This window comes from Zunongwangia atlantica 22II14-10F7, assembly GCF_002094855.1.
Taxonomy (GTDB): domain Bacteria; phylum Bacteroidota; class Bacteroidia; order Flavobacteriales; family Flavobacteriaceae; genus Zunongwangia; species Zunongwangia atlantica.
The window spans coordinates 24,850-46,721 of record NZ_ARYN01000014.1; the positions used below are offsets into that span (position 1 = coordinate 24,850).

Annotated in this window: 17 protein-coding genes; all 17 read left to right on the forward strand. The window is 35.9% G+C overall.

The window, feature by feature from the left end; all coding sequences use genetic code 11:
• Window positions 1–33 precede the first annotated feature (33 nt).
• The 17 genes from IIF7_RS14890 to IIF7_RS14970 all read left to right on the forward strand — a co-directional run bounded on the left by IIF7_RS14890 (window position 34) and on the right by IIF7_RS14970 (window position 21,859).
• On the forward strand, window positions 34–1,356 hold the full coding sequence (locus tag IIF7_RS14890; protein WP_084842498.1) for a cytochrome P450: 1,323 nt from the start codon (window positions 34–36) through the stop codon (window positions 1,354–1,356).
• A complete protein-coding gene (queG, locus tag IIF7_RS14895; protein WP_084842499.1) occupies window positions 1,356–2,291 on the forward strand; it encodes a tRNA epoxyqueuosine(34) reductase QueG in 936 nt (311 codons plus the stop codon). The genes IIF7_RS14890 and queG overlap by 1 nt, the downstream gene beginning before the upstream one ends.
• Before the next feature lie 274 nt (window positions 2,292–2,565).
• Entirely contained in the window at window positions 2,566–4,857 is a 2,292-nt protein-coding gene (locus IIF7_RS14900; protein WP_084842500.1) for an NADP-dependent malic enzyme, read from the forward strand.
• Between the two features lie 137 nt (window positions 4,858–4,994).
• Entirely contained in the window at window positions 4,995–5,576 is a 582-nt protein-coding gene (gene ruvA / locus IIF7_RS14905) for a Holliday junction branch migration protein RuvA (protein ID WP_084842501.1), read from the forward strand.
• Between the two features lie 5 nt (window positions 5,577–5,581).
• Window positions 5,582–12,766, forward strand: a complete 7,185-nt coding sequence (gene sov, locus IIF7_RS14910) for a T9SS outer membrane translocon Sov/SprA (RefSeq protein ID WP_084842502.1) — start codon at window positions 5,582–5,584, stop codon at window positions 12,764–12,766.
• Between the two features lie 61 nt (window positions 12,767–12,827).
• Complete coding sequence (gene gcvH / locus IIF7_RS14915) at window positions 12,828–13,208, forward strand: glycine cleavage system protein GcvH (RefSeq protein WP_084842503.1); 381 nt, start codon at window positions 12,828–12,830, stop codon at window positions 13,206–13,208.
• The gene (locus IIF7_RS14920) at window positions 13,201–13,587 is read left to right on the forward strand and encodes a VanZ family protein (RefSeq protein WP_245801652.1); all 387 of its coding nucleotides are present in this window, start codon (window positions 13,201–13,203) and stop codon (window positions 13,585–13,587) included. The genes gcvH and IIF7_RS14920 overlap by 8 nt, the downstream gene beginning before the upstream one ends.
• Before the next feature lie 62 nt (window positions 13,588–13,649).
• Window positions 13,650–14,372, forward strand: a complete 723-nt coding sequence (locus tag IIF7_RS14925; protein WP_084842504.1) for an energy transducer TonB — start codon at window positions 13,650–13,652, stop codon at window positions 14,370–14,372.
• A 107-nt stretch (window positions 14,373–14,479) separates the two neighbouring features.
• Entirely contained in the window at window positions 14,480–16,597 is a 2,118-nt protein-coding gene (locus IIF7_RS14930; protein ID WP_084842505.1) for a gliding motility protein RemB, read from the forward strand.
• 90 nt (window positions 16,598–16,687) lie between these two features.
• Window positions 16,688–17,590 carry a heme o synthase gene (gene cyoE, locus IIF7_RS14935; protein WP_084842506.1) on the forward strand — a complete coding sequence of 301 codons (903 nt, stop codon included), beginning with the start codon at window positions 16,688–16,690 and terminating at the stop codon, window positions 17,588–17,590.
• Complete coding sequence (locus tag IIF7_RS14940; RefSeq protein WP_084842507.1) at window positions 17,581–18,162, forward strand: cytochrome c oxidase subunit 3; 582 nt, start codon at window positions 17,581–17,583, stop codon at window positions 18,160–18,162. The genes cyoE and IIF7_RS14940 overlap by 10 nt, the downstream gene beginning before the upstream one ends.
• Window positions 18,163–18,210: 48 nt before the next feature.
• On the forward strand, window positions 18,211–19,191 hold the full coding sequence (locus IIF7_RS14945; RefSeq protein WP_084842592.1) for a cytochrome c oxidase subunit 3: 981 nt from the start codon (window positions 18,211–18,213) through the stop codon (window positions 19,189–19,191).
• Window positions 19,192–19,211: 20 nt separating this feature from the next.
• A complete protein-coding gene (locus IIF7_RS14950; RefSeq protein ID WP_084842508.1) occupies window positions 19,212–19,577 on the forward strand; it encodes a cytochrome C oxidase subunit IV family protein in 366 nt (121 codons plus the stop codon).
• A gap of 84 nt (window positions 19,578–19,661) precedes the next feature.
• Window positions 19,662–20,306 carry a hypothetical protein gene (locus IIF7_RS14955; RefSeq protein WP_084842509.1) on the forward strand — a complete coding sequence of 215 codons (645 nt, stop codon included), beginning with the start codon at window positions 19,662–19,664 and terminating at the stop codon, window positions 20,304–20,306.
• A 24-nt stretch (window positions 20,307–20,330) separates the two neighbouring features.
• Entirely contained in the window at window positions 20,331–21,071 is a 741-nt protein-coding gene (locus IIF7_RS14960; protein ID WP_084842510.1) for an SCO family protein, read from the forward strand.
• A complete protein-coding gene (locus IIF7_RS14965) occupies window positions 21,068–21,607 on the forward strand; it encodes a DUF420 domain-containing protein (protein WP_084842511.1) in 540 nt (179 codons plus the stop codon). Before IIF7_RS14960 ends, IIF7_RS14965 begins: the two co-directional genes overlap by 4 nt.
• 12 nt (window positions 21,608–21,619) lie before the next feature.
• Window positions 21,620–21,859 (forward strand): hypothetical protein, encoded by a 240-nt coding sequence (locus IIF7_RS14970; protein WP_084842512.1) that lies wholly within the window; start codon window positions 21,620–21,622, stop codon window positions 21,857–21,859.
• The last annotated feature ends 13 nt before the right edge of the window (window positions 21,860–21,872 follow it).

Below are 21,872 nucleotides of genomic sequence, written 5' to 3' on the forward strand. Positions count from 1 at the left end.
GAAATTCTGTATAATTTTTGATGATTTTGATTTATGAAGAAAGAAATTCCACAGGTTTCAACCTTAACTTTTTTAAAAAATGCTGCTCAGATTGTAAAAAATCCGCTGCCATTTCATCGTGAGAATTTTGCAAAGCATGGTGATATTTTTAGGTTAAATATAGGGCCTAAAAAATCGGTGATCTTTTGTAGAGATGCCGAATTTGCCCAGTATGTACTTCAGAAAAATCAGAAGAATTATTTCAAATCTGAAATTCAGACCAAGGATCTGGTAAAATATGTAGGTAATGGTCTGCTTACTTCAAATGGTGAGCATTGGCAAAAGCAGCGAAAGCTTATTCAGCCTGCTTTTCATAAAAAACATATCGCAAATTTACTCGATACAGTTTTAGAAGCTATTCGAGTGGAGTATTTAAAGATTCGCCCGGAAAAAACAATAGATGTTTATCCTGTTTTTAACGATTTGGCTTTTCAAACGGTGGTAAAATCTTTGTTTAGCAGTGCGGCAAGCCAGGAAGAAATTAATAGGCTGCAATTTGTAACCGAAGCTAATCAAAAAATGCTGGTTAAAGAATTGCGACAGCCGTATAAACATTTGTGGTTTAATATCAGCGGAAAGCTAAAATATCATCTTAAGCTTAGCGAAGAATCAAGGCAAATTTTAAAGAATATCGTCTATAAGCGAAAGCAAAATCCTAAACGCTATGATGATTTGCTGGATATGTTGTTGGATGCGCGTTACGAGGATGGGCAGGCAATGAGTGAAGAACAGTTGATTGACGAAATTCTAATTCTATTTGTCGCCGGGCACGAGACCACTTCTAATTCTTTAAGTTTTACCACACAGTTATTAGCCCAAAATCCACAAATTCAGGATAAAATTTTTGCTGAAGTAAAAGCGGCTTCAGACAATACAAATTCGTTAATGGATTTTCTTCAGCAATGTTCATATACACAAAATGTAATTTTGGAGAGTATGCGATTGTATCCGCCGGCATATTTTATGGATCGGGTAAATTTGGAAGAAGATGAATTTAACGGGATGAAATTCGATAAAAACTCTAACCTTTTATTTTCATTTTATGAGATTCATCGAAGTGAAAAACATTGGGAGAAACCCTTAGATTTTAATCCAGATCGTTTTACTTCAAATAAAAATCCAGAAGCTTATTTCCCATTTGGCGCAGGTCCAAGAAAATGTATAGGAAGTAATTTTGCGATGTACGAGATGATTTTGGCTGTTTCAGAACTTATTTTAAATTATAAGATCTTACCGGTAAAAGAGAAGATAGAAATTTTGCCGCTTATTACCCTGAAACCTAAAAATGCTTTTGTAGAATTTCAGAAAAGAGCTTAATGGCGATAGAAAACAAGGCAAAAAACACCAATCTTATCAAAGAAGAGGCGAAACGCCTTGGTTTTATGTCCTGCGGAATGAGTAAAGCAGAGTTTCTAGAAGAAGAAGCACCAAGATTGGAAGAATGGCTTAATAAAAATCGAAATGGACAAATGTATTACATGGAAAATCATTTCGATAGGCGCTTAGATCCTACAAAACTGGTAGAGGGCTCTAAAAGTGTGATTTCTTTATTGCTGAATTATTATCCTAACGAATTTCAAAACCCAGAATCTTACAAGATAAGTAAATATGCCTACGGAAAAGATTATCACTTTGTGATTAAAGACAAACTGAAATCTTTGCTTCAATTTATACAAAATGAGATTGGAGAAGTAGATGGGCGAGCTTTTGTAGATTCTGCACCGGTTTTGGATAAAGCCTGGGCCGCAAAAAGTGGTTTGGGTTGGATTGGTAAAAATTCGAACCTTTTATCTAAAAAAGCAGGTTCTTTTTTCTTTATTGCAGAATTGATCGTAGATTTAGAATTAGAGTATGATACGCCGGTTACAGATCATTGCGGTACTTGCACCGCCTGTATCGATGCCTGCCCCACAAATGCGATTGTAGAGCCTTATAAGGTAGACGGTAGTAAGTGTATTTCGTATTTTACAATAGAACTTAAGGATCAATTACCTAATAGTTTTAAAAATACTTTTGATGACTGGATGTTTGGTTGCGATGTTTGTCAGGATGTTTGTCCCTGGAATCGATTTTCTAAATCCCATAGTGAACCATTATTCGATCCGCATCCAGATTTGCTGAAATTCGATAAAAAAGATTGGGAAGAAATCACCAAAGAAACCTTTAACGAAATCTTTCGAAAATCGGCCGTAAAAAGAACCAAATTTGAAGGCTTAAAGCGCAATATCGAGTTTTTAGATACTCAAAATTGATTTGTAATTCCTAAGTCTTAATCCCCGCAGTAAGTATTTAGATAGATATCCCAGTTTTTTAAAAGTTGGGAGATTAAAAATTGAATAAAGAACCTAGAGACGAATCCACGAGGAATGATTAATGAAGACTTTTTTCAAATTCGAGCCAGGTCTAGGGTGAATTAAACCCTTAATACGGATTAAAAACTGGCTAAAATCTTATCATTATTTTAAAATATTTAGGTAGTAAATGTAATCTACCTTACTAACTTTGTATTAGCTAAAACCAAAAGTTATGAGCAACAACTCTAGAAAAAGGCGCGAGGCCTTAGTGTATCATGCTAAGCCGAAGCCTGGAAAAATTCAGATCGTACCAACCAAAAAGTACTCTTCGCAACGTGATCTTTCGTTGGCGTATTCACCTGGTGTGGCAGAGCCATGCCTTGAGATAGAAAAAGATAAAGAAAATGCTTATAAATACACTACCAAAGGAAATTTGGTAGCGGTAATTAGTAATGGTACGGCGGTTTTAGGACTGGGCGATATTGGGCCAGAAGCTTCTAAACCTGTGATGGAAGGTAAAGGTTTGCTTTTTAAGATCTTTGCAGATATCGATGTTTTTGATATCGAAGTAGATACGAAAAATGTAGATGCTTTTATCGAAACTGTAAAAAATATTGCTCCAACTTTTGGTGGAATCAACCTTGAAGATATTAAAGCTCCTGAAGCTTTCGAAATCGAAAGGAGATTAAAAGAAGAGCTTAATATTCCTGTAATGCACGACGATCAGCATGGTACAGCAATTATTTCTGCAGCTGCTTTGCTAAATGCTACAGAACTGGCGAAAAAGAAAATGAGTAAGGTGAAGATCGTGGTGAGTGGTGCTGGTGCAGCGGCGGTTTCCTGTACAAAACTTTATAAGGCTTTTGGCGCAAAGGCTGAAAATATTGTGATGTTGGATAGTAAAGGCGTGATTAGAAAAGATCGTCCAAATCTATCTGAGGAAAAATTAGAGTTCGCTACAGATCGAGATCTAAATACATTGGATGATGCAATGAAAGATGCCGATGTTTTTATTGGTCTTTCTATCGCAGATATCGTTTCTCCAGAAATGCTTAAAAGCATGGCGAAACGTCCTATCGTTTTTGCAATGGCAAATCCTAATCCAGAGATCGATTATCAACTAGCTATGGATACTCGTAAAGATGTAATCATGGCAACGGGACGTAGTGATCATCCTAACCAGGTGAATAACGTACTTGGTTTTCCATTTATCTTTCGTGGGGCTTTAGATGTTAGAGCAACAAAGATCAATGAGGAAATGAAAATGGCCGCTGTTAAAGCTTTAGCTGAACTTGCTAAAGAACCAGTGCCAGAACAAGTGAATATTGCTTATGGGGAAACTCGACTTAATTTTGGTTCAGATTATATCATTCCGAAGCCATTCGATCCAAGACTTATTGCTAAAGTGCCGCCGGCGGTAGCAAAGGCAGCAATGGAAAGTGGTGTTGCAAGAACTGAAATTACAGATTGGCAGAAATACGAAGATGAGTTGTTAGAACGAATGGGAAGTGACAATAAGATCACCCGTTTGTTAATGCAACGTGCGAAGAATAATCCTAAACGTGTGATTTTTGCTGAAGCAGATCATCTGGATGTGCTTAAAGCTGCACAGATTGTTTTTGATGAAGGTATTGCAATTCCTATTCTTCTAGGTAGAAGAGAAGTAATTAAGGAATTAATGAACGAGATCGATTTTGATGCAGATGTAGAAATTATCGATCCAAAATCTGATGAAGAAAAAGATAAACTTCAGAAGTATGCTGAGGCTTATTTTGATTCTAGAAATAGAAAAGGAGTAACGCTTTATGATGCGCAGCGATTAATGCGTGAGCGTAATTATTTTGCTGCAATGATGGTAAACGAGGGTGATGCAGATGCCTTACTTTCGGGGTATTCCAGAGCTTATCCAACGGTGGTGAAGCCAATGCTTCAGTTAATTGGTATGGCCAAAGGAATTTCCAGAGTAGCCGCTACCAATGTAATGAATACCAGTAGAGGGCCAATATTTATAAGTGATACTTCAATAAATATCGATCCTTCAGCAAAAGATCTTGCTAAGATTGCGCAATTAACTGCGGGCGTTGTAAAATTATTTGGTTTAGAGCCGGTAATGGCAATGCTGTCTTATGCAAACTTTGGATCTTCTAATCATCCTGAAGCCAGAAAAGTTAAAGATGCCGTTTCGTATTTACATCGTTATCATCCAGATTTATTGGTAGACGGTGAACTTCAGTCAGATTTCGCATTAAACAAAGAAATGCTTCAGAATAAATTTCCGTTTTCAAAATTGGCGGGTAAAAAGGTAAACACTTTGATCTATCCAAATTTAGATTCAGCAAACAGTGCTTATAAACTTATAAAAGAGCTTAATGAAGCCGATTCTATTGGGCCGATCATGATGGGAATGAACAAACCGGTACATATTCTTCAGCTTGGTGCAAGTGTAGAAGAAATGGTAAATATGGCTGCAGTTGCTGTAGTAGATGCTCAGGAAAAAGAAAAAGCCGCAAAAGCTAAAAAGTAACCTGTATTTTTTCAGGATAGAATTCAGGTATTTCTATCAAAAAGTAAATTTAACATACGCATTGATTAAGGGGGAAGACATACGTTTTCCCCCTTATTTTATTTTAGTACATTTGGGCTTTAACTTTCGGTTAACGTATGATTCATCACTTAAAGGGCAAACTGGTAGAGAAGAATCCTACCAATGTTGTAGTAGATTGTAATGGCGTTGGTTATTTTGTCCATATTTCGCTTAATACCTTTTCAAACTTAAAAGACGAAGAGAATATCTTTTTATTCACTCATTTACAGGTGAAAGAAGATTCTCATACGCTTTTTGGATTTAAAGAAAAATCAGAAAGAGAAATCTTTAGGCTGCTTATTTCCGTAAGTGGTATAGGGGCAAGTACGGCAAGAACCATGCTTTCTTCTTTAGAACCTGCGCAAATTAGAGATGCGATTGCATCTGGAGACGTTGCAACTATACAAAGTATAAAGGGAATAGGAGCAAAAACAGCGCAAAGGGTTATTTTAGACCTAAAAGATAAGATTGTTAAAATCTTTGGTATAGACGAGGTTTTTGTAGAACAAAACAATACTAATAAAGAAGAAGCGTTATCTGCTTTAGAGACTCTGGGGTATGCTCGTAAGCAATCAGAAAAGGTGCTTAATAAGCTTATCAAAGAAAATGAAGATCCTACGGTAGAGACTCTAATTAAATTGGCGCTAAAAAACTTGTAGTTACATTGAGAAACAATTACCTGAGATTGTTAACATCGGTGCGTTTTCCTTCATCACTAGTGCTGTTGCTGTTAATTTCTTTTAATTTATCTGCACAGGAAGAAGAGGAAGAAGAAACCCAGCAGGATACTACCCAAACTTCTACGTTTGGAAGTATTGCTATGCCCGATCCCGGGTCGATACAATCTAAGTACGAATATGATCCTGTATTAGATCTCTATTTTTATAAAAAAACGCTGGGAGAAACCAATATTGGCCTTCCGTTGGTGCTTTCTCCTAAGGAATATGAAGAGCTGGTAATTAAAGAAGAAATGAAGCGCTACTTTAGGTTAAAGAACGAGGCGCTTACAGGAAGATCTGATGATGCAGATGCTTTGCAGCGTGATTTATTGCCAGATTATTATGTAGATTCAGATTTTTTTCAAAGTATTTTTGGAGGTACAAATATTGATATTTTTCCGCAAGGTTCTGTAGCTATGGATCTTGGGATTTTGTATACTAAACAAGATAACCCGGCATACTCACCAAGAAACAGATCTAATTTCACTTTCGATTTCGATCAGCGAATTCAATTGTCACTACTCGGTCAGGTAGGAACAAGATTAGGGATTACGGCTAATTATGATACCGAATCGACCTTTGATTTTCAGAATCAATTAAAACTGGAATATACACCAAGCGAAGATGATATTATTCAGAAAATCGAAGTAGGTAATGTAAATATGCCGCTTAATAATACATTGATTCAGGGTGCGCAAAGTTTATTTGGATTTAAAACTCAGCTTCAGTTTGGTAAAACAAGAATTACCGGAGTTTTTTCAGAACAAAATTCAGAACGTAGAACAGTAAATGTTGAAGGTGGCGCAGCTGTTGAAGAATATGAAAAATTTGCCCTGGATTACGACCAGGATCGTCACTTCTTCTTAGCTCATTATTTTAGAGATAACTATAACGAATTTATTGCCGATTATCCATTTGTAAGAAGTGGAATCCAGATTAAAAGAATCCAGGTTTGGATTACCAATAGAACAAATAACGTACAGAATCTTACCGATACTAGAAATATTGTGGCTATCCAGGATATAGGGGAAAGTCCGGTTGATGGAAATATAGGTTTAGATAATGTGCCGCCCGGATTTTTTAATCAGGCTCCTGGTGCTTTTCCAGATAATGGTAACAACGATTTCAATCCTGTAGGTATAAATGGCAATGCACCATCGATATTAACTTCAGCTATTAGAGATATTTCTACCGTAGAAAGTGGGTTTGGAAATGTTCAGGTTTCAGAAGGTATAGATTACGTAAAGCTTGAAAATGCAAGGCAGCTTAGCCCAAACGAATATAGGCTGAATCAAGATCTTGGTTATATTACATTAAACCAAAGACTAAGTAATGACGAAGTCTTGGCGGTTGCGTTTCAATACACGGTTAATGGGCAGGTGTATCAGGTTGGTGAATTTGCAAATGATGGAGTGAATGCTACCGGAGACGAATCTCAGCAACAAGAAGGTCAAACCGATGCAAGGGTAAGTCAGAATTTAGTGGTAAAAATGCTTAAAAGTACGGTCACTAATGTAAACGAGCCGGTTTGGGATTTAATGATGAAGAATATTTATAGTTTGGGGGCTTATGACCTGGATCCTAATGATTTTAGATTGAATCTTCTGTATACAGATCCTCAACCTTTAAATTATATAAGAGCAGCAGAAAATTCTACAGTGCCTTTACCAGAAGATGTTCAGGAAACTCCGCTTTTGCGTGTTTTCAACCTTGATAATTTAAATACTAATAACGATCCTATTAATGGTGGGGATGGTTTCTTTGATTTTGTGCCAGGGTTTACTATCGATGTGCAAAATGGGCTTGTGATTTTTACTTCTGTAGAACCTTTTGGAGAATATTTATTCGATAAATTAGATAATACACCAAACAATAATCAGGAGATCTACTCAGAGCCTTCAACCTGGAATGATAACCAGGAAAAATATGTATTTAGATCACTTTATCGAACCACAAAAACTCAGGCAGAGCAGGAAGATGCCGATAAGAATAAATTTCAGTTAAAAGGACGCTATAAATCATCGAATTTCGAGGGAATACCTATTGGTTTTAATGTGCCACAGGGATCGGTTACGGTTACTGCCGGAGGAAGAACGCTTCAGGAAGGTGTAGATTATGTGGTAAATTATGATTTAGGCCGAGTGCAGATTTTGGATGAGGCGCTTTTGGCTTCAGAAACGCCAATTCAGGTAAATACAGAGAGTAATGCGTTGTTTGGGCAGCAGTCTAAGCGTTTTACAGGGATAAATGTAGAGCACCAGTTTAATGAAGACTTTATTGTTGCGGGTACATTCTTAAATCTTAGGGAGCGACCACTTACACAAAAGGCCAATTACAGCTACGAGCCAATTAACAATACTATCTTAGGATTCAATTTTAATTATACAAAAGAGGTTCCTTTTTTAACAAGATTGGTTAATAAATTACCCAATATCGATACAGATGTAAAATCGAATCTTTCGGTAAGAGGTGAATTTGCCTATTTAATTCCGGGTGCTCCAGCTGTAAATGATTTTGATGGAAAAGCAACTTCTTATATCGACGATTTTGAAGCTGCACAAACTTCTATAGATATTAGCACTCCGTTAAGTTGGGAACTTTCCAGTGTGCCTATTGGTTTTGGTGGAGAATTAGCCAATGGAGATCTAAGTGTTGGTGATCGCAGGGCTAAGCTGGCCTGGTATACTATCGATCCTGTTTTTTATAGTAATAGTCGCCCAGATGGTATTACAGATTCAGATCTTAGTAGTTATGCAACACGACGTGTAACTGTAGATGAAATTTTCCCGAATACCGATGTGATTCAGGGGCAGGCGCAGGTAATTTACACCATGGATGTTGCTTATTATCCTGAAGAGCGTGGACCATATAATTATAATTCGGCCGCGGCAGGAGGTAATACCTTGCCGAATCCTGCCAATAATTTTGGCGGAATGATGCGCGGAATAAATACTACCAATTTTGAACAATCTAACGTTGAGTATATTCAATTTTGGGTAATGGATCCATTTATTTATCAGGATGATCCAGATAATATAAATAACGACGGAAAAATCGTCTTCAACTTAGGAAATATTAGCGAAGATGTGCTTAAAGATGGTAGAAAGCAATATGAAAACGGTTTACCTGAAGATGGCTCAGATCTAAATACTACCGAGACTGCTTTTGGGAAAGTGCCATCAGATCAATCTCTTGTTTATGCTTTTAGTTCAGAAGGTGAGGCTAGACTTAATCAGGATGTTGGATATGACGGTTTAGGTGATGTAGAGGAAGCACAAAAGTTTCCTCAATTTGGAAATCTACCAGATCCATCAGCAGATAATTATGAGTATTTTTTAAATGTAGATGGTGGGATTAGAGAACGCTATAGAAATTACAATGGTGTAGATGGAAACTCGCCAGATAATTCCGGCGATAACAATCGCGGTAACACTACACTTCCTACTACAGAAGATGTGAATCGTGACAATACCATGAACACTATTAATAGTTATTTTCAATATGAAGTTCCATTTTTTGAAGGGATGAACAGTGAGAATAACGAGTATGTTTCAGATACTAAAGAGTTAAATGTTACGCTTAGAAATGGGCAAACCCAGCGAGTTCGTTGGGTACAGTTTAAAGTGCCAATTTTTGAACCTACAGATGCTATTGGCGGAATTGCAGATTATCGATCTATCCGTTTTATGAGGATGTTTCTTACTGAATTTCAAAATCCAACTTTGTTGAGGTTTGGAACTATGGAATTGGTAAGGGGAGATTATCGCCGTTATAATGGTGATTTAAATGAAGAGGGTAATTTGCCAGTTAGTTCTGATGCACTTTTTGAGGTTACAGCGGTAAATATTGAAGAAAACGAAAATCGAGAGCCAATTCCTTATGTACTACCACCGGGAGTAATAAGAGAAGAATTGTATCAAAATAACACCAATATCAGGCAAAATGAGCAATCGTTAGCTATGCGTGTTTGTGGTTTAGAACCACAGGATGCTCGCGCAGTTTATAAGAACTTTCAGGTGGATATGCGCCAGTATAAAAATCTTGAAATGTTTCTTCATGCCGAAGGTTTCCAGGGGCAAACAGATCCTGATGATGGTGATATGGTTGCTTTTGTAAGAATAGGAACAGATTTTACAGATAACTTCTACCAAATTGAAATTCCGCTTTCAATAACGGCGGCAGGTAGTGTGAGTCCAACAGATATCTGGCCAGAACTTAACCGTTTAAATTTACCTTTAGAATTACTTCAGCAGGTAAAAACAGCGGTTTTAGGAGATCCTTCTTATAATACAACGCGCTTAAATTTCTTTGATGAAAATTTAGAACCACGAAACCCTGAAGATGAGTACGAGCCGGGAAGATTAAGACTAGGAGTTAAAGGAAATCCGAGTTTTGGAAACATAAGGCTTATTATGCTTGGGGTGAAAAATGGTACACCACGTGCCGGTTTGCAGGATGTTTGTGGAGAAGTTTGGTTTAATGAACTTCGTTTATCAGATCTTGATAATGAAGGTGGTTGGGCCGGAGTTTTAAATATTGATACGAATTTGGCCGATTTTGCTACCTTTTCTGCAACCGGTAGAAAAAGTACTGTTGGTTTTGGAACTTTGGATCAGGGGCCAAATCAGCGTAGCAGGGAAGATGCAGAGCAGTATGATTTTGTGACTAATATTAATATGGGGCAGTTGCTACCTGAAAAATGGGGAATTAAAGTTCCTGTAAATTATAGTCGGGGCGAAGAGGTGATTACTCCAAAATACGATCAGGAATTCTTAGATATTGAGTTAGACACTCGTTTGGCTTCAATTACCGATCCACAGGAAAGGGATCGTGTTAAAAAACAGTCCCAAACTTATACAAAACGAGAAAGCATAAACCTTATTGGTCTGCGAAAAGAACGAACAGGCGAATCTAAACCACAACCTTACGATGTAGAGAACTTTGCGTTTTCAGGTTCTTATAATCAGGTAGATTATCGCGATTTCGAGATCGAAGAATCTTTAGATCAAAATGTGAGAACAGGTGCTACTTACGAATTTAATTTTGCGCCTAAAAAGGTAGAGCCATTCAAGAATATTGCAGCTTTAGATAGTAGTCAGTATTTTTCACTAATTAAAGATTTCAATCTTAATTTATTGCCATCTAATATTAATGCTAGCGCTAACTATTTTAGGCAGTATACACAGCAACAATTTAGATCTTTAGAACTGAGTGATGATGATATTGGAATACCTACTTTGTATCAAAGAAATTTCTTATTCGATTGGGAATATGGGATTAATTATAATCTAACCAATGCTTTAAACTTTAGTTTTAACGCCTCTAATAATCGTATTATTAGAAACTATATCGACGAGGATGGTAATGCTAATGATGAAATTGGTGTTTTTGATGATTATTTTAATGTTGGAGAGCCAAATTACCATTATCAAAGCATTCAGGTGAATTATGAGTTGCCACTGAATAAATTACCAGTTTTTGAATTTTTAAAGACTTCGTATTCGTATACAGGAGATTTTCAGTGGCAACGAGGATCAAGAATTTATCAAAATCTTGAAGGTGTGCCTGATATTGGAAACTCTGTTCAGAATTCAAGCACCCATCAGTTAACTGCGAATATGGATTTACAAAAGCTTTACAATTATGTGGGGCTTAGAAAAAAAGAAAGCAAGAGAGGAACATCTATTGCAGAACGTAGTATGGGAGTTCCAACTTTGGAACCTTCAGGAGAACAAACTCAGGAAAAACCAGCGCGAAGAAGAAGTTCAGCTTCAGGAAATAAAGCTTTAAATACGGTTATCGATGTAGTGACAGCTGTAAAAAGGCTTCAGGTAAATTATAGAAATACACAGGGAACATTCTTACCAGGATATACGCGTAGTATTGGTTTTATGGGAACATTAAAACCTTCAGCAGGATTTACTTTTGGTATGCAGGATGAAATTAGGTACGAAGCAGCAAGACGAGGTTGGTTAACTTTGTATCAAAATTTTAATCAGCAATTCACTACTACCGAAAATGAAGAACTAAGTGTGCAGGGGTCTGTAGATTTGCTTCCAGATCTTACCATCGATATCACAGGGCGAAAACTTTATTCTGAAACTTTTTCTGAAAACTTTCAGGTAGACGCTCAAAGTCTGCAATATCAATCTTTAACTCCGTATACTTTTGGGAACTTTAATATTTCTACGATTTTAATTAAAACTGCATTTAATCAAAGTGACGAGCAATCTTCAGCAACTTTTCAGCAGTTTAGAGCCAATAGAATTGAAGTAGCCAGAAGATTGGCGGCAGAGCGTGGTTTAGATCCTAATAATGTAGATGAAAGTGGATATCCTGTTGGTTTGGGAAGATCTAATCAGGCTGTTCTATTGCCGGCGTTTTTAGCTGCATATACAGGAACTTCTGTAGATAATGTGAAACTTGGAGCCTTTAGAGATGTTCCGCTGCCAAACTGGAATATAAAGTATACTGGTTTGATGAGATTGGAGTTTTTTAAACGTAATTTTAGAAGGATTTCTCTTTCCCATGGTTATCAGTCTAATTACACAATTAATCAGTTTCAAACTAATTTAGATTATGATGCTGAAAATCCTTTTGAAACCAATCAGGCCGGAGATTATAAAAATCCAACATTATTTTCGAATATCGTATTGTCTGAATTATTTACACCATTGCTTCAGGTAGATTTAGAAACTACAAATAATATTCAGCTTTTAGGAAGATTAGAGAAAGACAGGCAGCTATCCCTTAGTTTCGATAATAATATACTAACAGAAATTAGTGGTAATCAATACACTTTGGGAATGGGATATCGATTAAAAGATATGAAAATTGTAACAGCTTTAGGTGGTCGTCGTAGAGTGTTAAGTAGTGATCTTAATTTTAAGGCCGATGTTTCCTATCGTAGAAATAAAACTATTGTTAGATATTTAGATTTGTCAAATAATCAGGTAATAGCAGGGCAGGATATCTGGTCTATAAATTTTGTGACAGATTATGCGATCACTAAAAACCTTACTGCATTGTTTTATTATGAGCATACCTTCTCTGAATATGCTGTTTCTACAGCATTTCCGCAAACAACGATTAGGTCTGGTATCACTTTAAGATATAATTTTGGAAATTAATGCCGCCCTATTTGAACAATTACCCGAAAAAATTAACTTTGTCGCTATATAAAACATAACTATGAATATTCCAGAGGATTTAAAGTACACCAGAGACCACGAGTGGGTTAAAATTGATGGCGACATCGCAACTGTAGGAATTACAGATTTTGCACAGGGTGAATTAGGAGATATTGTTTACGTAGAGGTAGAATCTGTAGACGAGTCTCTAAACCGTGAAGATGTTTTTGGTACGGTAGAAGCTGTTAAAACAGTTTCAGACCTTTATTTGCCATTAACAGGAGAGATTATTGAATTTAACGATAGTCTTGAAGACGAGCCTGAAAAAGTAAATAATGCACCATACACTGATGGGTGGATGATTAAAATTAAATTTGCTGAAATCGCTGAGCTGGAAGATCTTCTTACCGCACAGGAATATAAAGAAATCATCGGTGGTTAAACTTGCCTTTTCTCTGGCAGGTCTATATACGGCTACGCTAACTTTTTTCTCACTGTATAAAATTACACCTGAAATTACGGTGGGTGATTTTAGTCTAGGAGATAAAGTTTTGCATACTTCGGCTTATTTTGTTTTATTTTTAGTCTGGAAAATCTCATTCTTTCTTAAAGCTGAAAATAATTTATCGTATAAGTCTACAATTTTAAAAATAAGTGTTGCTTGCACCGGTTTTGGTATGCTAATTGAGGTCTTACAAGGAACGCTTACCAGTTATAGACAGCCAGATTGGTTGGATGTAATTGCGAATTCAACCGGTGTTTTAACAGCATCGATACTTTTTTTAATCTTTAAGAGGACACTCGAAAAGGTTAAATATTAATATTTATTTAATTTTTTGGAAAAAATATTTATTTTAGCAAACCTTATTAATCATTAACCATTATGGAACCTAAGAAAAATCCGAAAGCAGATTTATCGAAAAGAAGCGTGTTGTTTCTTCAATTAGGTCTTATATTGGTTCTTTTTGTTACTTGGCAGGCTATTGAATGGAAGACTTATGAGAAGTCTGAAATTGATACCGGGATGGTGCAGATGGATCAATTAGACGACGAAGAAATTCCAATTACAGAAATGCAAAACACTCCACCGCCACCTCCACCGCCACCACCGGCGCCAGAGATTATCGAAGTTGTGGAGGATGAGGAAGAAGTAGAAGAAGATGAAATCGAATCTACTGAAACTAGCCTTGAAGATATCGTAGAGGTAGAGGAAGTTGTTGAAGCGCCTGTTGAAGAAGAGGTAGCAGACGTTCCTTTCGCGGTTATCGAGGATGTGCCAATTTTCCCTGGATGTGAAAATCTTAAAGATAACGACGAGCGTAAAGCTTGTATGAGTGAAAAGGTAATGAAATTTGTGCAAAAGGAATTTGATACAGATTTAGGATCTGAACTTGGATTATCAGGTATTACTCGTGTAATTGTTCAGTTTAAGATTGATAAACAAGGGAAAATTACAGAGGTAAGAGCACGTGCTCCACACCCTAGATTAGAGCAGGAAGCTGCTAGAGTGGTAAACAAATTACCTAAAATGCAACCAGGTAAGCAAAGAGGTAAGCCGGTAGGGGTTGTATACTCATTACCAATTACATTCCAAATTCAAGACTAAGGAAATTACAATTATACTTTTTAGAAATCCCGGCTTATGCCGGGATTTCTTATTTTAGGATATATTTAAAAAGTGTATCTTTCGTGCCGAATATCTATTACTCTTGTATGAAGTATTTTCTACTTCCCTTCGTTTTATTAGCTACTTTTTTTGTTCAGGCGCAGAATGCTGAAGTGTATCCTATGTTTCCTGAATGTGAACCTGTAAGTTATGACGATTCTGAAATTTGTTTTAAAAATACCCTTGTTAATTTTATTGTAGATCATTTTGATATACCTTCTAATGTGATAACCAATGATTATACAGGAGAAATTGCAGTGGTTTTTGAAGTAACTAAAAATGGGGCTTTTAAATTGATGTATGTTAATGCCGCTTATGATGAATTGAAAGCTGAGGTAGCCAGAGTTTTTGATTTACTTCCAGTAATAGAACCAGCAAAATATAATGCAGAGCCAACATATATGCAGTTTAGACTGCCTATTAAAATTCCATTAGAAAGAAATCAAATTCAGGATTTAAAAGATAAATCACAAGATAATTCTGTTGCTCCAATAGTGAGTTCTAAAGAAAGTTTAGAAAATAATGAATTAGTTGTCGCGTCTAATGAATACGATTCTATTCGGTCTAAATTATTTACAAATCCTCGTTATGAAAGTAGTATAAATATTCCTTTGTCTCACGAATATTATTCCCGTTTCGATGCTGCTTTAAATAAAATAGGAACTAATAATCACACGGCTTCAAAACCACTTCTTTTTAAAGATGTGTCAAAGTATTACGATCTAAAATCTGATGCTGAAAGACTTCATCAAAATCGCAAAACATTACTTGGTAGAAAAATTTGGAACGAACATACTATTAGATTTCAGAATGAAGATTATTGGTTTACTTTCGATTTTGCTTTGGATCTTCAGTTGGGTAAAGATTTTGGAGATAGCAATGCAGATTTCACCTATAATAATACCAGAGCTGCAATATTTCAAGGAGGATTAGGTGAAAACCTTAATTTTTACACGGTGGTTTATGAAAACCAGGGAAGATTTGCAGGTTATTTTAATGATTGGGCTGAATTAATTAGGCCAGATGGTGGTGATCCTGCTATAATCCCGGGACGTGGTATTGCTAAACCTTTTGGGAGTGATGCTTATGATTATCCTGTAGCTGAAGGTTACTTGTCGTATAGCCCTAGTAAGTACTTTAACATTCAGTTTGGGCATGGGAAGAATTTTATCGGGGATGGATATCGATCGTTGTTAGTAAGTGATGTCACTTCTCCCTATCCATATTTTAAATTAAACACCACTTTTTGGAAGTTGAAATATACCAATACCTGGATGTCTATGCGAGATGTTAGGCCAGAGGTAACCGGGGATGGAAGCTTCAGGACTAAATATATGGCTAATCACTATTTAAGTTTAAATGTGAGCAAACGACTTAATATTGGTCTTTTTGAATCTGTAGTTTGGGAAAATGACAATAATCGTGGTTTTGATATCAATTATTTAAACCCAGTTATTTTTTACAGGGCAATAGAATTTTCTACCGGTGCCAGGGGCGGTAATGCCTTAATAGGATTAAGCGGGAAATATAAAGTTAGTAACCAATTAAATGCTTATACCCAGATTATTATAGATGAGTTTTCTACCAGTGACGTTTTTGGAGGAGAACAAAGTTGGAAAAATAAATTAGGTTATCAATTAGGTTTAAAGTACTTCAATGCATTTAAAGTACCTAATCTTTTTCTTCAGTTAGAATATAATCAGGTGCGTCCTTATACCTATTCTCATAATACCGAAGTGCTTAATTATGGGCATAATAATCAATCCCTTGCTCACTTATGGGGAGCTAATTTTAGAGAAATCATTGCTATTGCCAGATATAAAAAGGATAGATGGTATGGTATGGGCAAATTAATTTATGGGAAAAGAGGATTCGATTACGATAACGACCCTTATTCTTATGGAGGTGATATTTACCGTAATTACGAAGATCGCCCTTTTGATAGTAATGTAGAAATTGGTCAGGGAAATACGGGAATTTCTTTCTTTGGTCAGGTAGAGGCCGGATATATTATAAATCCTGAAACCAACTTAAAACTCTACGGAAGTTTTATTTATCGTAATATGAATACGGAAGTAAATACGGCTAGTCACTTTGATACTTCTACCTCCTGGCTAAATTTTGGTATTCGTACAGATATTTTTAATTGGTATTACGATTATTAAGATAAAAGCAAGCTTTTAAAATTAACAATTGTACGGCCTTGTCAAAACCTAATTAAGGAGTATCTTTGCGCCAATTGTAAAAAATAATTTTTGAGTAGCGCACGCGTACATAGTTCTTCCCCTTCGTTATTATCAGATTTTAAGGAAATAACCAAAATGCGTTTGGCCATTAGTGTGGTGTTTTCTTCAGTTGCGGGTTATTTTTTAGGTGCAGAAACGGTAGATTTTGTGGTCGTGCTGCTATTAGCCATTGGGGGTTACTTTATGGTGGGAGCTTCTAATGCCTATAATCAAATCATAGAGAGAGATCTTGATGCTTTGATGGATAGAACAAAAAATCGTCCAGTTCCATCTGGTAGAATGTCTGTTACAACTGCTTTTATTATCGCAAGTGTTTTTACAGTTTTAGGTTTAGTGGTGCTTTATATTATTAACCCTAAAACAGCGATGTTTGGTGCTATTAGTATATTTCTTTACGTAAGTATTTATACACCCTTAAAAACAAAAACACCACTTTCTGTATTCGTAGGTGCCTTCCCGGGAGCTATCCCGTTTATGCTTGGTTGGGTGGCGGCATCAGGAGAATTTAGTATAGAGCCGGGTACTTTATTTATGATTCAGTTTTTCTGGCAATTTCCTCATTTTTGGGCAATTGGATGGTGGTTGTATGACGATTACAAAAAAGGAGGCTTCTTTATGTTGCCTACCGGGAAACGAGATAAAGGTACGGCAATCCAGGTAGTTTTATATGCTGTGTGGACTATATTGGTATCTTTAATTCCTGTTTTTGGAGTAACAGGAAGATTATATCTAACTCCGGTTTCAGGAGTGATTATATTATTGTTGGGCTTAGGAATGCTTTATTATGCAGTTAGGCTTTTTAAATTAAAAACTGCAGATGCTGCCAAAAAATTAATGTTGGCGAGTGTATCATATATTACCTTATTACAAATAGTTTACGTATTGGATAAATTTATTAGAGAATGGATTTAACAAAAGGGAGCGAACAGGAAAGAAGAGATCGTGCCAAAAAAATGATGTTGTGGTTTGCTATTATTAGCATGGGGATGATGTTTGCAGGTCTTACCAGTGCCTATGTAGTAAGTAAAACAAGACCAGACTGGCTTACAGAATTTGAATTGCCGCAATCTTTTATGTGGAGTACTATTGTAATTATTATTAGTAGTATTACCATGTTTTTTGCAAAAAAGAATATTATATTAGGAAACAGAAAAAACGGTACGGCTTTTTTACTGGGAACTTTAATTCTGGCAACACTTTTTGTAGTGTTTCAGTTTCAGGGCTTTGCAGATATTGTTGAGGCTGGTTATTATTTTACCGGAAGTGAAAGTACAATCACCACAAGCTTTATTTATGTGTTGGTTTTAGCACACTTAGCCCACCTGGCGGCGGGTTTAATAGTACTTTTGGTGTTAATTTATAATCATTTTAAACAACGGTACTACAAGGGGCAAACACTTGGATTAGAGCTTGGTGCAACATTTTGGCACTTCCTTGATGTACTGTGGGTTTACCTGTTTTTCTTTTTATATTTCTTTAGATAATAAAAAAGCGTATTTTTGCGCTGCACTTAAAATTAAATGACTTCTTCTATGGACGCTACTGTTGTTAGAACAGGCACCGAAGGTAAAACTTGGGGCGGTGGTAACCAGCCACTTGGAGCCAGCTATGGTAAGTTGATGATGTGGTTTTTCATCCTTTCCGATGCACTTACATTTACAGGATTCTTATCTGCATATGGATTCTCAAGATTCAAGTTTATGGATTCTTGGCCAATTGCCGATGAAGTTTTTAATCACTTTCCTTTCTTACATGGGGTAGATGCACCAATGTATTATGTTGCATTGATGACATTTATTCTTATTTTCTCTTCTGTAACTATGGTTTTGGCTGTAGATGCAGGTCACCAAATGAAACAGGGAAAAGTAACCACCTATATGTTCTTAACTATTATAGGGGGGCTAATTTTCTTAGGTTCTCAGGCTTGGGAGTGGAGTAACTTTATTTCTGGTGAATATGGTGCTTTGAAAACAAAAGGAGGTAAAATTCTTCAATTTGTGGATGGAGAAGGTCATCGAGTAGCTTTAGAAGATATAGCTGTTATGCACGAAAGCGAACGTGCTACACACGAAAGTAATAAAGGTCTTTGGTTTGAAAGTGAATCTACTGTTTCAGAGTTCACTTTAGAAAGTATCAAAGAAGGTTTTGCTGCTAATGACGATCTTTATATTAGAACTTTAGATTTTAATGAAGAAGGAGAGAAAACAGTTCTTTCTAGAGCAGAATCACAAAATTGGTTAGATAATAATGCTGTTGGAGTTGTAGAAGGAGCTAATTTAACCGAGAATGAATATGGGCCACCATTATTCGCAGATTTCTTTTTCTTTATTACAGGTTTCCACGGTTTTCACGTAGCTTCTGGAGTAGTGATTAATATCATTATTTTCTTCAACGTTATTTTAGGAACTTACGAGAGAAGAGGAAGCTATGAGATGGTAGAGAAGGTTGGTTTATACTGGCACTTTGTAGATTTAGTTTGGGTATTTGTATTCACTTTCTTTTACCTTGTTTAATTTTTTGAATCTAAGAAATTATGGCACACGATAGTACAGCACATCAGCACGAATCAAGTACAAAAAGAATCTGGCAGGTTTTCGGGATTCTTTCAGTAGTAACCATTGTAGAAGTGATATTAGGGATTTTTAGACCTCCTTTTTTAACTGAAACTTCTATAGTGGGTATGCACTTGCTAAACTGGATATTTATTATCCTTACACTATATAAAGCATATTATATCGCCTGGGCTTTTATGCACATGGAACACGAAACCAAAGGTCTTCGTAGAGCCGTTGTATGGTCTGGAGTATTTTTGGCAATCTATTTAATCTTTATCTTACTTACAGAGGGAGATTATATTTACGAGGTTTATAAAAACGGGTATATCGCCTGGGATTTTTAAGTCTTACAAAAGTTAAAAGATTAAGAAAAGGCGGTTTTGTTAAACCGTCTTTTTATTTTTGTACTCCTTTTCTGAATAGGTGTTATGAAGAAATTTTTTGTACTCACAGTACTTTTTGCATTGCCAATTGTTGCTTATCTTTTTTTTGCATCAGGTAAAAATAATTTTGCCAGACTACCAATATTAACTGAGGATGTTACTGAAATATCCAGCCTTTCCAGTTACGACCAAGAACCTGTTTATCTTCAGGATCATATTAGTGTTATTGCTTTCTTCGGTGAAAATCTTGAAAATCTTAAAGGGAACACCTTCAATCTTGATAAAAAAATCCTGGAAAAATATTACGGATTCGATGATTTTCAATTTGTAATAATACTTCCTGAAACCGCCAGAGAAAACGCTGCTGATTTCGCAAAGGAGTTTGAAGGAATTACCAATGCTCACGAATGGAAATTTGTATTTGGATCGCCAAATGAGATTCAAAATGTATTTAAAAGTTTAAATAGTCCTTATCAATTATCAGATGAAAGTTATACTCCGTATGTTTTTATTGTTGATAAATCAAGAAATCTTAGAGGGAGAGATGACGATGATGAAGGAAGTTTGTTTGGTTATGATTCGCGCGATATAGCAGAACTTACCAATAAAATGAATGATGATGTTAAGGTGATTTTGGCTGAATATAGGTTGGCTTTAAAGAAAAATAACGCTGGCAGAAAAAATAATTAAACAGAATTTAGAATTTCAATAGTAATGAAAAAGAAGTATTCATATGCAGGTTTAGCTGTTATCATTATAATTTTTGGGATTATAGTGATGCCTAAGATTGTAGATCGAATGAATAATGGAGAAGTTGTGGAAGGTGATCGTCTTAATAAAGAAGGTTCTAAAAGACCTGCAAAAGAATCTCCAGAAGTTGGTTACTTAGAATTAAACGGTAAAAAAAGAAAAGCGCCAGAGTTTGAATTTATAGATCAGCACGGCGATACCATTACTAATAAGGATTATTTGGGTAAAGTTTATGTTGTAGAATTCTTTTTTACTACATGCCCAACAATTTGTCCTATAATGAGCGAGAATCTTGTGGAGGTTCAGGACGAATTAAAAGAATTTCAGGATGATTTTGGCGTGGCTTCTTTTTCTATAGATCCAGAGCATGATACACCTGAGGTGCTTGCAGAATATGCAGATCACTACGGAATAACCAATCCCAACTGGCACTTATTAACTGGAGAAAAAGATAAGATTTATGAGCTTGCTAATGCAGGTTTTCAAACTTATGCTGGCGAAGATCCAGATGTTCAGGGAGGTTTTGTGCATTCAGGAATGTTTGCTTTAATTGATAAGGATGGATATATTCGCTCAAGAAAAGATAAATTTGGTAATCCTTTGATTTATTATAGAGGATTTGTGAAGAGAAATAAATCGGTTTTAGATGGTGAAGAAGAGCCTCAAATCGATATGTTAATTGAGGATATTAAGACGTTGTTGTGAAAAAAACATTAACAAAATTAGATAAAATCGCCATTCCGGTGATTATTGCACTATCGATACTGGTGCCGATTGTGGTATTAATTTTAATGAATTTGCCAGAGCGATATAATCTTTTGGGTGCCAAATCTGGTACATTTCCATTATTTCATGCGGTACTTAATGGTTCTACAGCCGTACTGCTTTTAATGGGGTATTTCTTTATGAAAATAAAGGAATATAAATTACACAGAAATGTAATGATTACAGCTTTTGCCTTATCTGCTGTTTTCTTAGTGAGTTATGTTATTTCTAAAATAAGTAATGCCCCGGTTCATTATGAAGGCGAAGGATTGCTTAGGTATATGTATTTTTTCATTTTAATTTCACACATAGCGCTATCAGCGATCATTATTCCGTTAGTTTTATTTACAATGTACCGTGGTTTAACAGGAGAATATGTAAAGCATGCTAAAATAGCAAGATGGACGTTCCCTATCTGGTTATATGTGGCGATAACAGGTGTTTTGGTGTACATTTTTATGTATCCATATTATTAAAATTGAATGAAAATGAAGAAGATTTTTAATACAAAGACGATATTCGTTGTTTTGGTGTTACTTTTTTTACCAATGTTTGCAGAGGCGCAATGTGCCATGTGTAGAGCTGTGTTAGAAAGTGAATCTTCTCAAAATGCTGCGGAAGGAATTAATGATGGGATACTTTATTTAATGGTTTTTCCTTATCTACTTGTAGGTGGTCTTGGATATTATATTTACCGTTCTTACCGAAAGAAAAAATACGAAGCTTAAATAGCTATATTTA

Excerpts from the sequence above, each read along its gene's own strand:
- ruvA (WP_084842501.1), top strand. The coding sequence starts at position 4,995 with ATGATTCATCACTTAAAGGGCAAACTGGTAGAGAAGAATCCTACCAAT.
- IIF7_RS14900 (WP_084842500.1), top strand. The coding sequence starts at position 2,566 with ATGAGCAACAACTCTAGAAAAAGGCGCGAGGCCTTAGTGTATCATGCT.
- IIF7_RS14940 (WP_084842507.1), top strand. The coding sequence starts at position 17,581 with ATGGATTTAACAAAAGGGAGCGAACAGGAAAGAAGAGATCGTGCCAAA.
- gcvH (WP_084842503.1), top strand. The coding sequence starts at position 12,828 with ATGAATATTCCAGAGGATTTAAAGTACACCAGAGACCACGAGTGGGTT.
- IIF7_RS14955 (WP_084842509.1), top strand. The coding sequence starts at position 19,662 with ATGAAGAAATTTTTTGTACTCACAGTACTTTTTGCATTGCCAATTGTT.
- IIF7_RS14930 (WP_084842505.1), top strand. The coding sequence starts at position 14,480 with ATGAAGTATTTTCTACTTCCCTTCGTTTTATTAGCTACTTTTTTTGTT.
- IIF7_RS14890 (WP_084842498.1), top strand. The coding sequence starts at position 34 with ATGAAGAAAGAAATTCCACAGGTTTCAACCTTAACTTTTTTAAAAAAT.
- queG (WP_084842499.1), top strand. The coding sequence starts at position 1,356 with ATGGCGATAGAAAACAAGGCAAAAAACACCAATCTTATCAAAGAAGAG.
- IIF7_RS14970 (WP_084842512.1), top strand. The coding sequence starts at position 21,620 with ATGAAGAAGATTTTTAATACAAAGACGATATTCGTTGTTTTGGTGTTA.
- IIF7_RS14960 (WP_084842510.1), top strand. The coding sequence starts at position 20,331 with ATGAAAAAGAAGTATTCATATGCAGGTTTAGCTGTTATCATTATAATT.
- IIF7_RS14925 (WP_084842504.1), top strand. The coding sequence starts at position 13,650 with ATGGAACCTAAGAAAAATCCGAAAGCAGATTTATCGAAAAGAAGCGTG.
- IIF7_RS14945 (WP_084842592.1), top strand. The coding sequence starts at position 18,211 with ATGGACGCTACTGTTGTTAGAACAGGCACCGAAGGTAAAACTTGGGGC.
- IIF7_RS14950 (WP_084842508.1), top strand. The coding sequence starts at position 19,212 with ATGGCACACGATAGTACAGCACATCAGCACGAATCAAGTACAAAAAGA.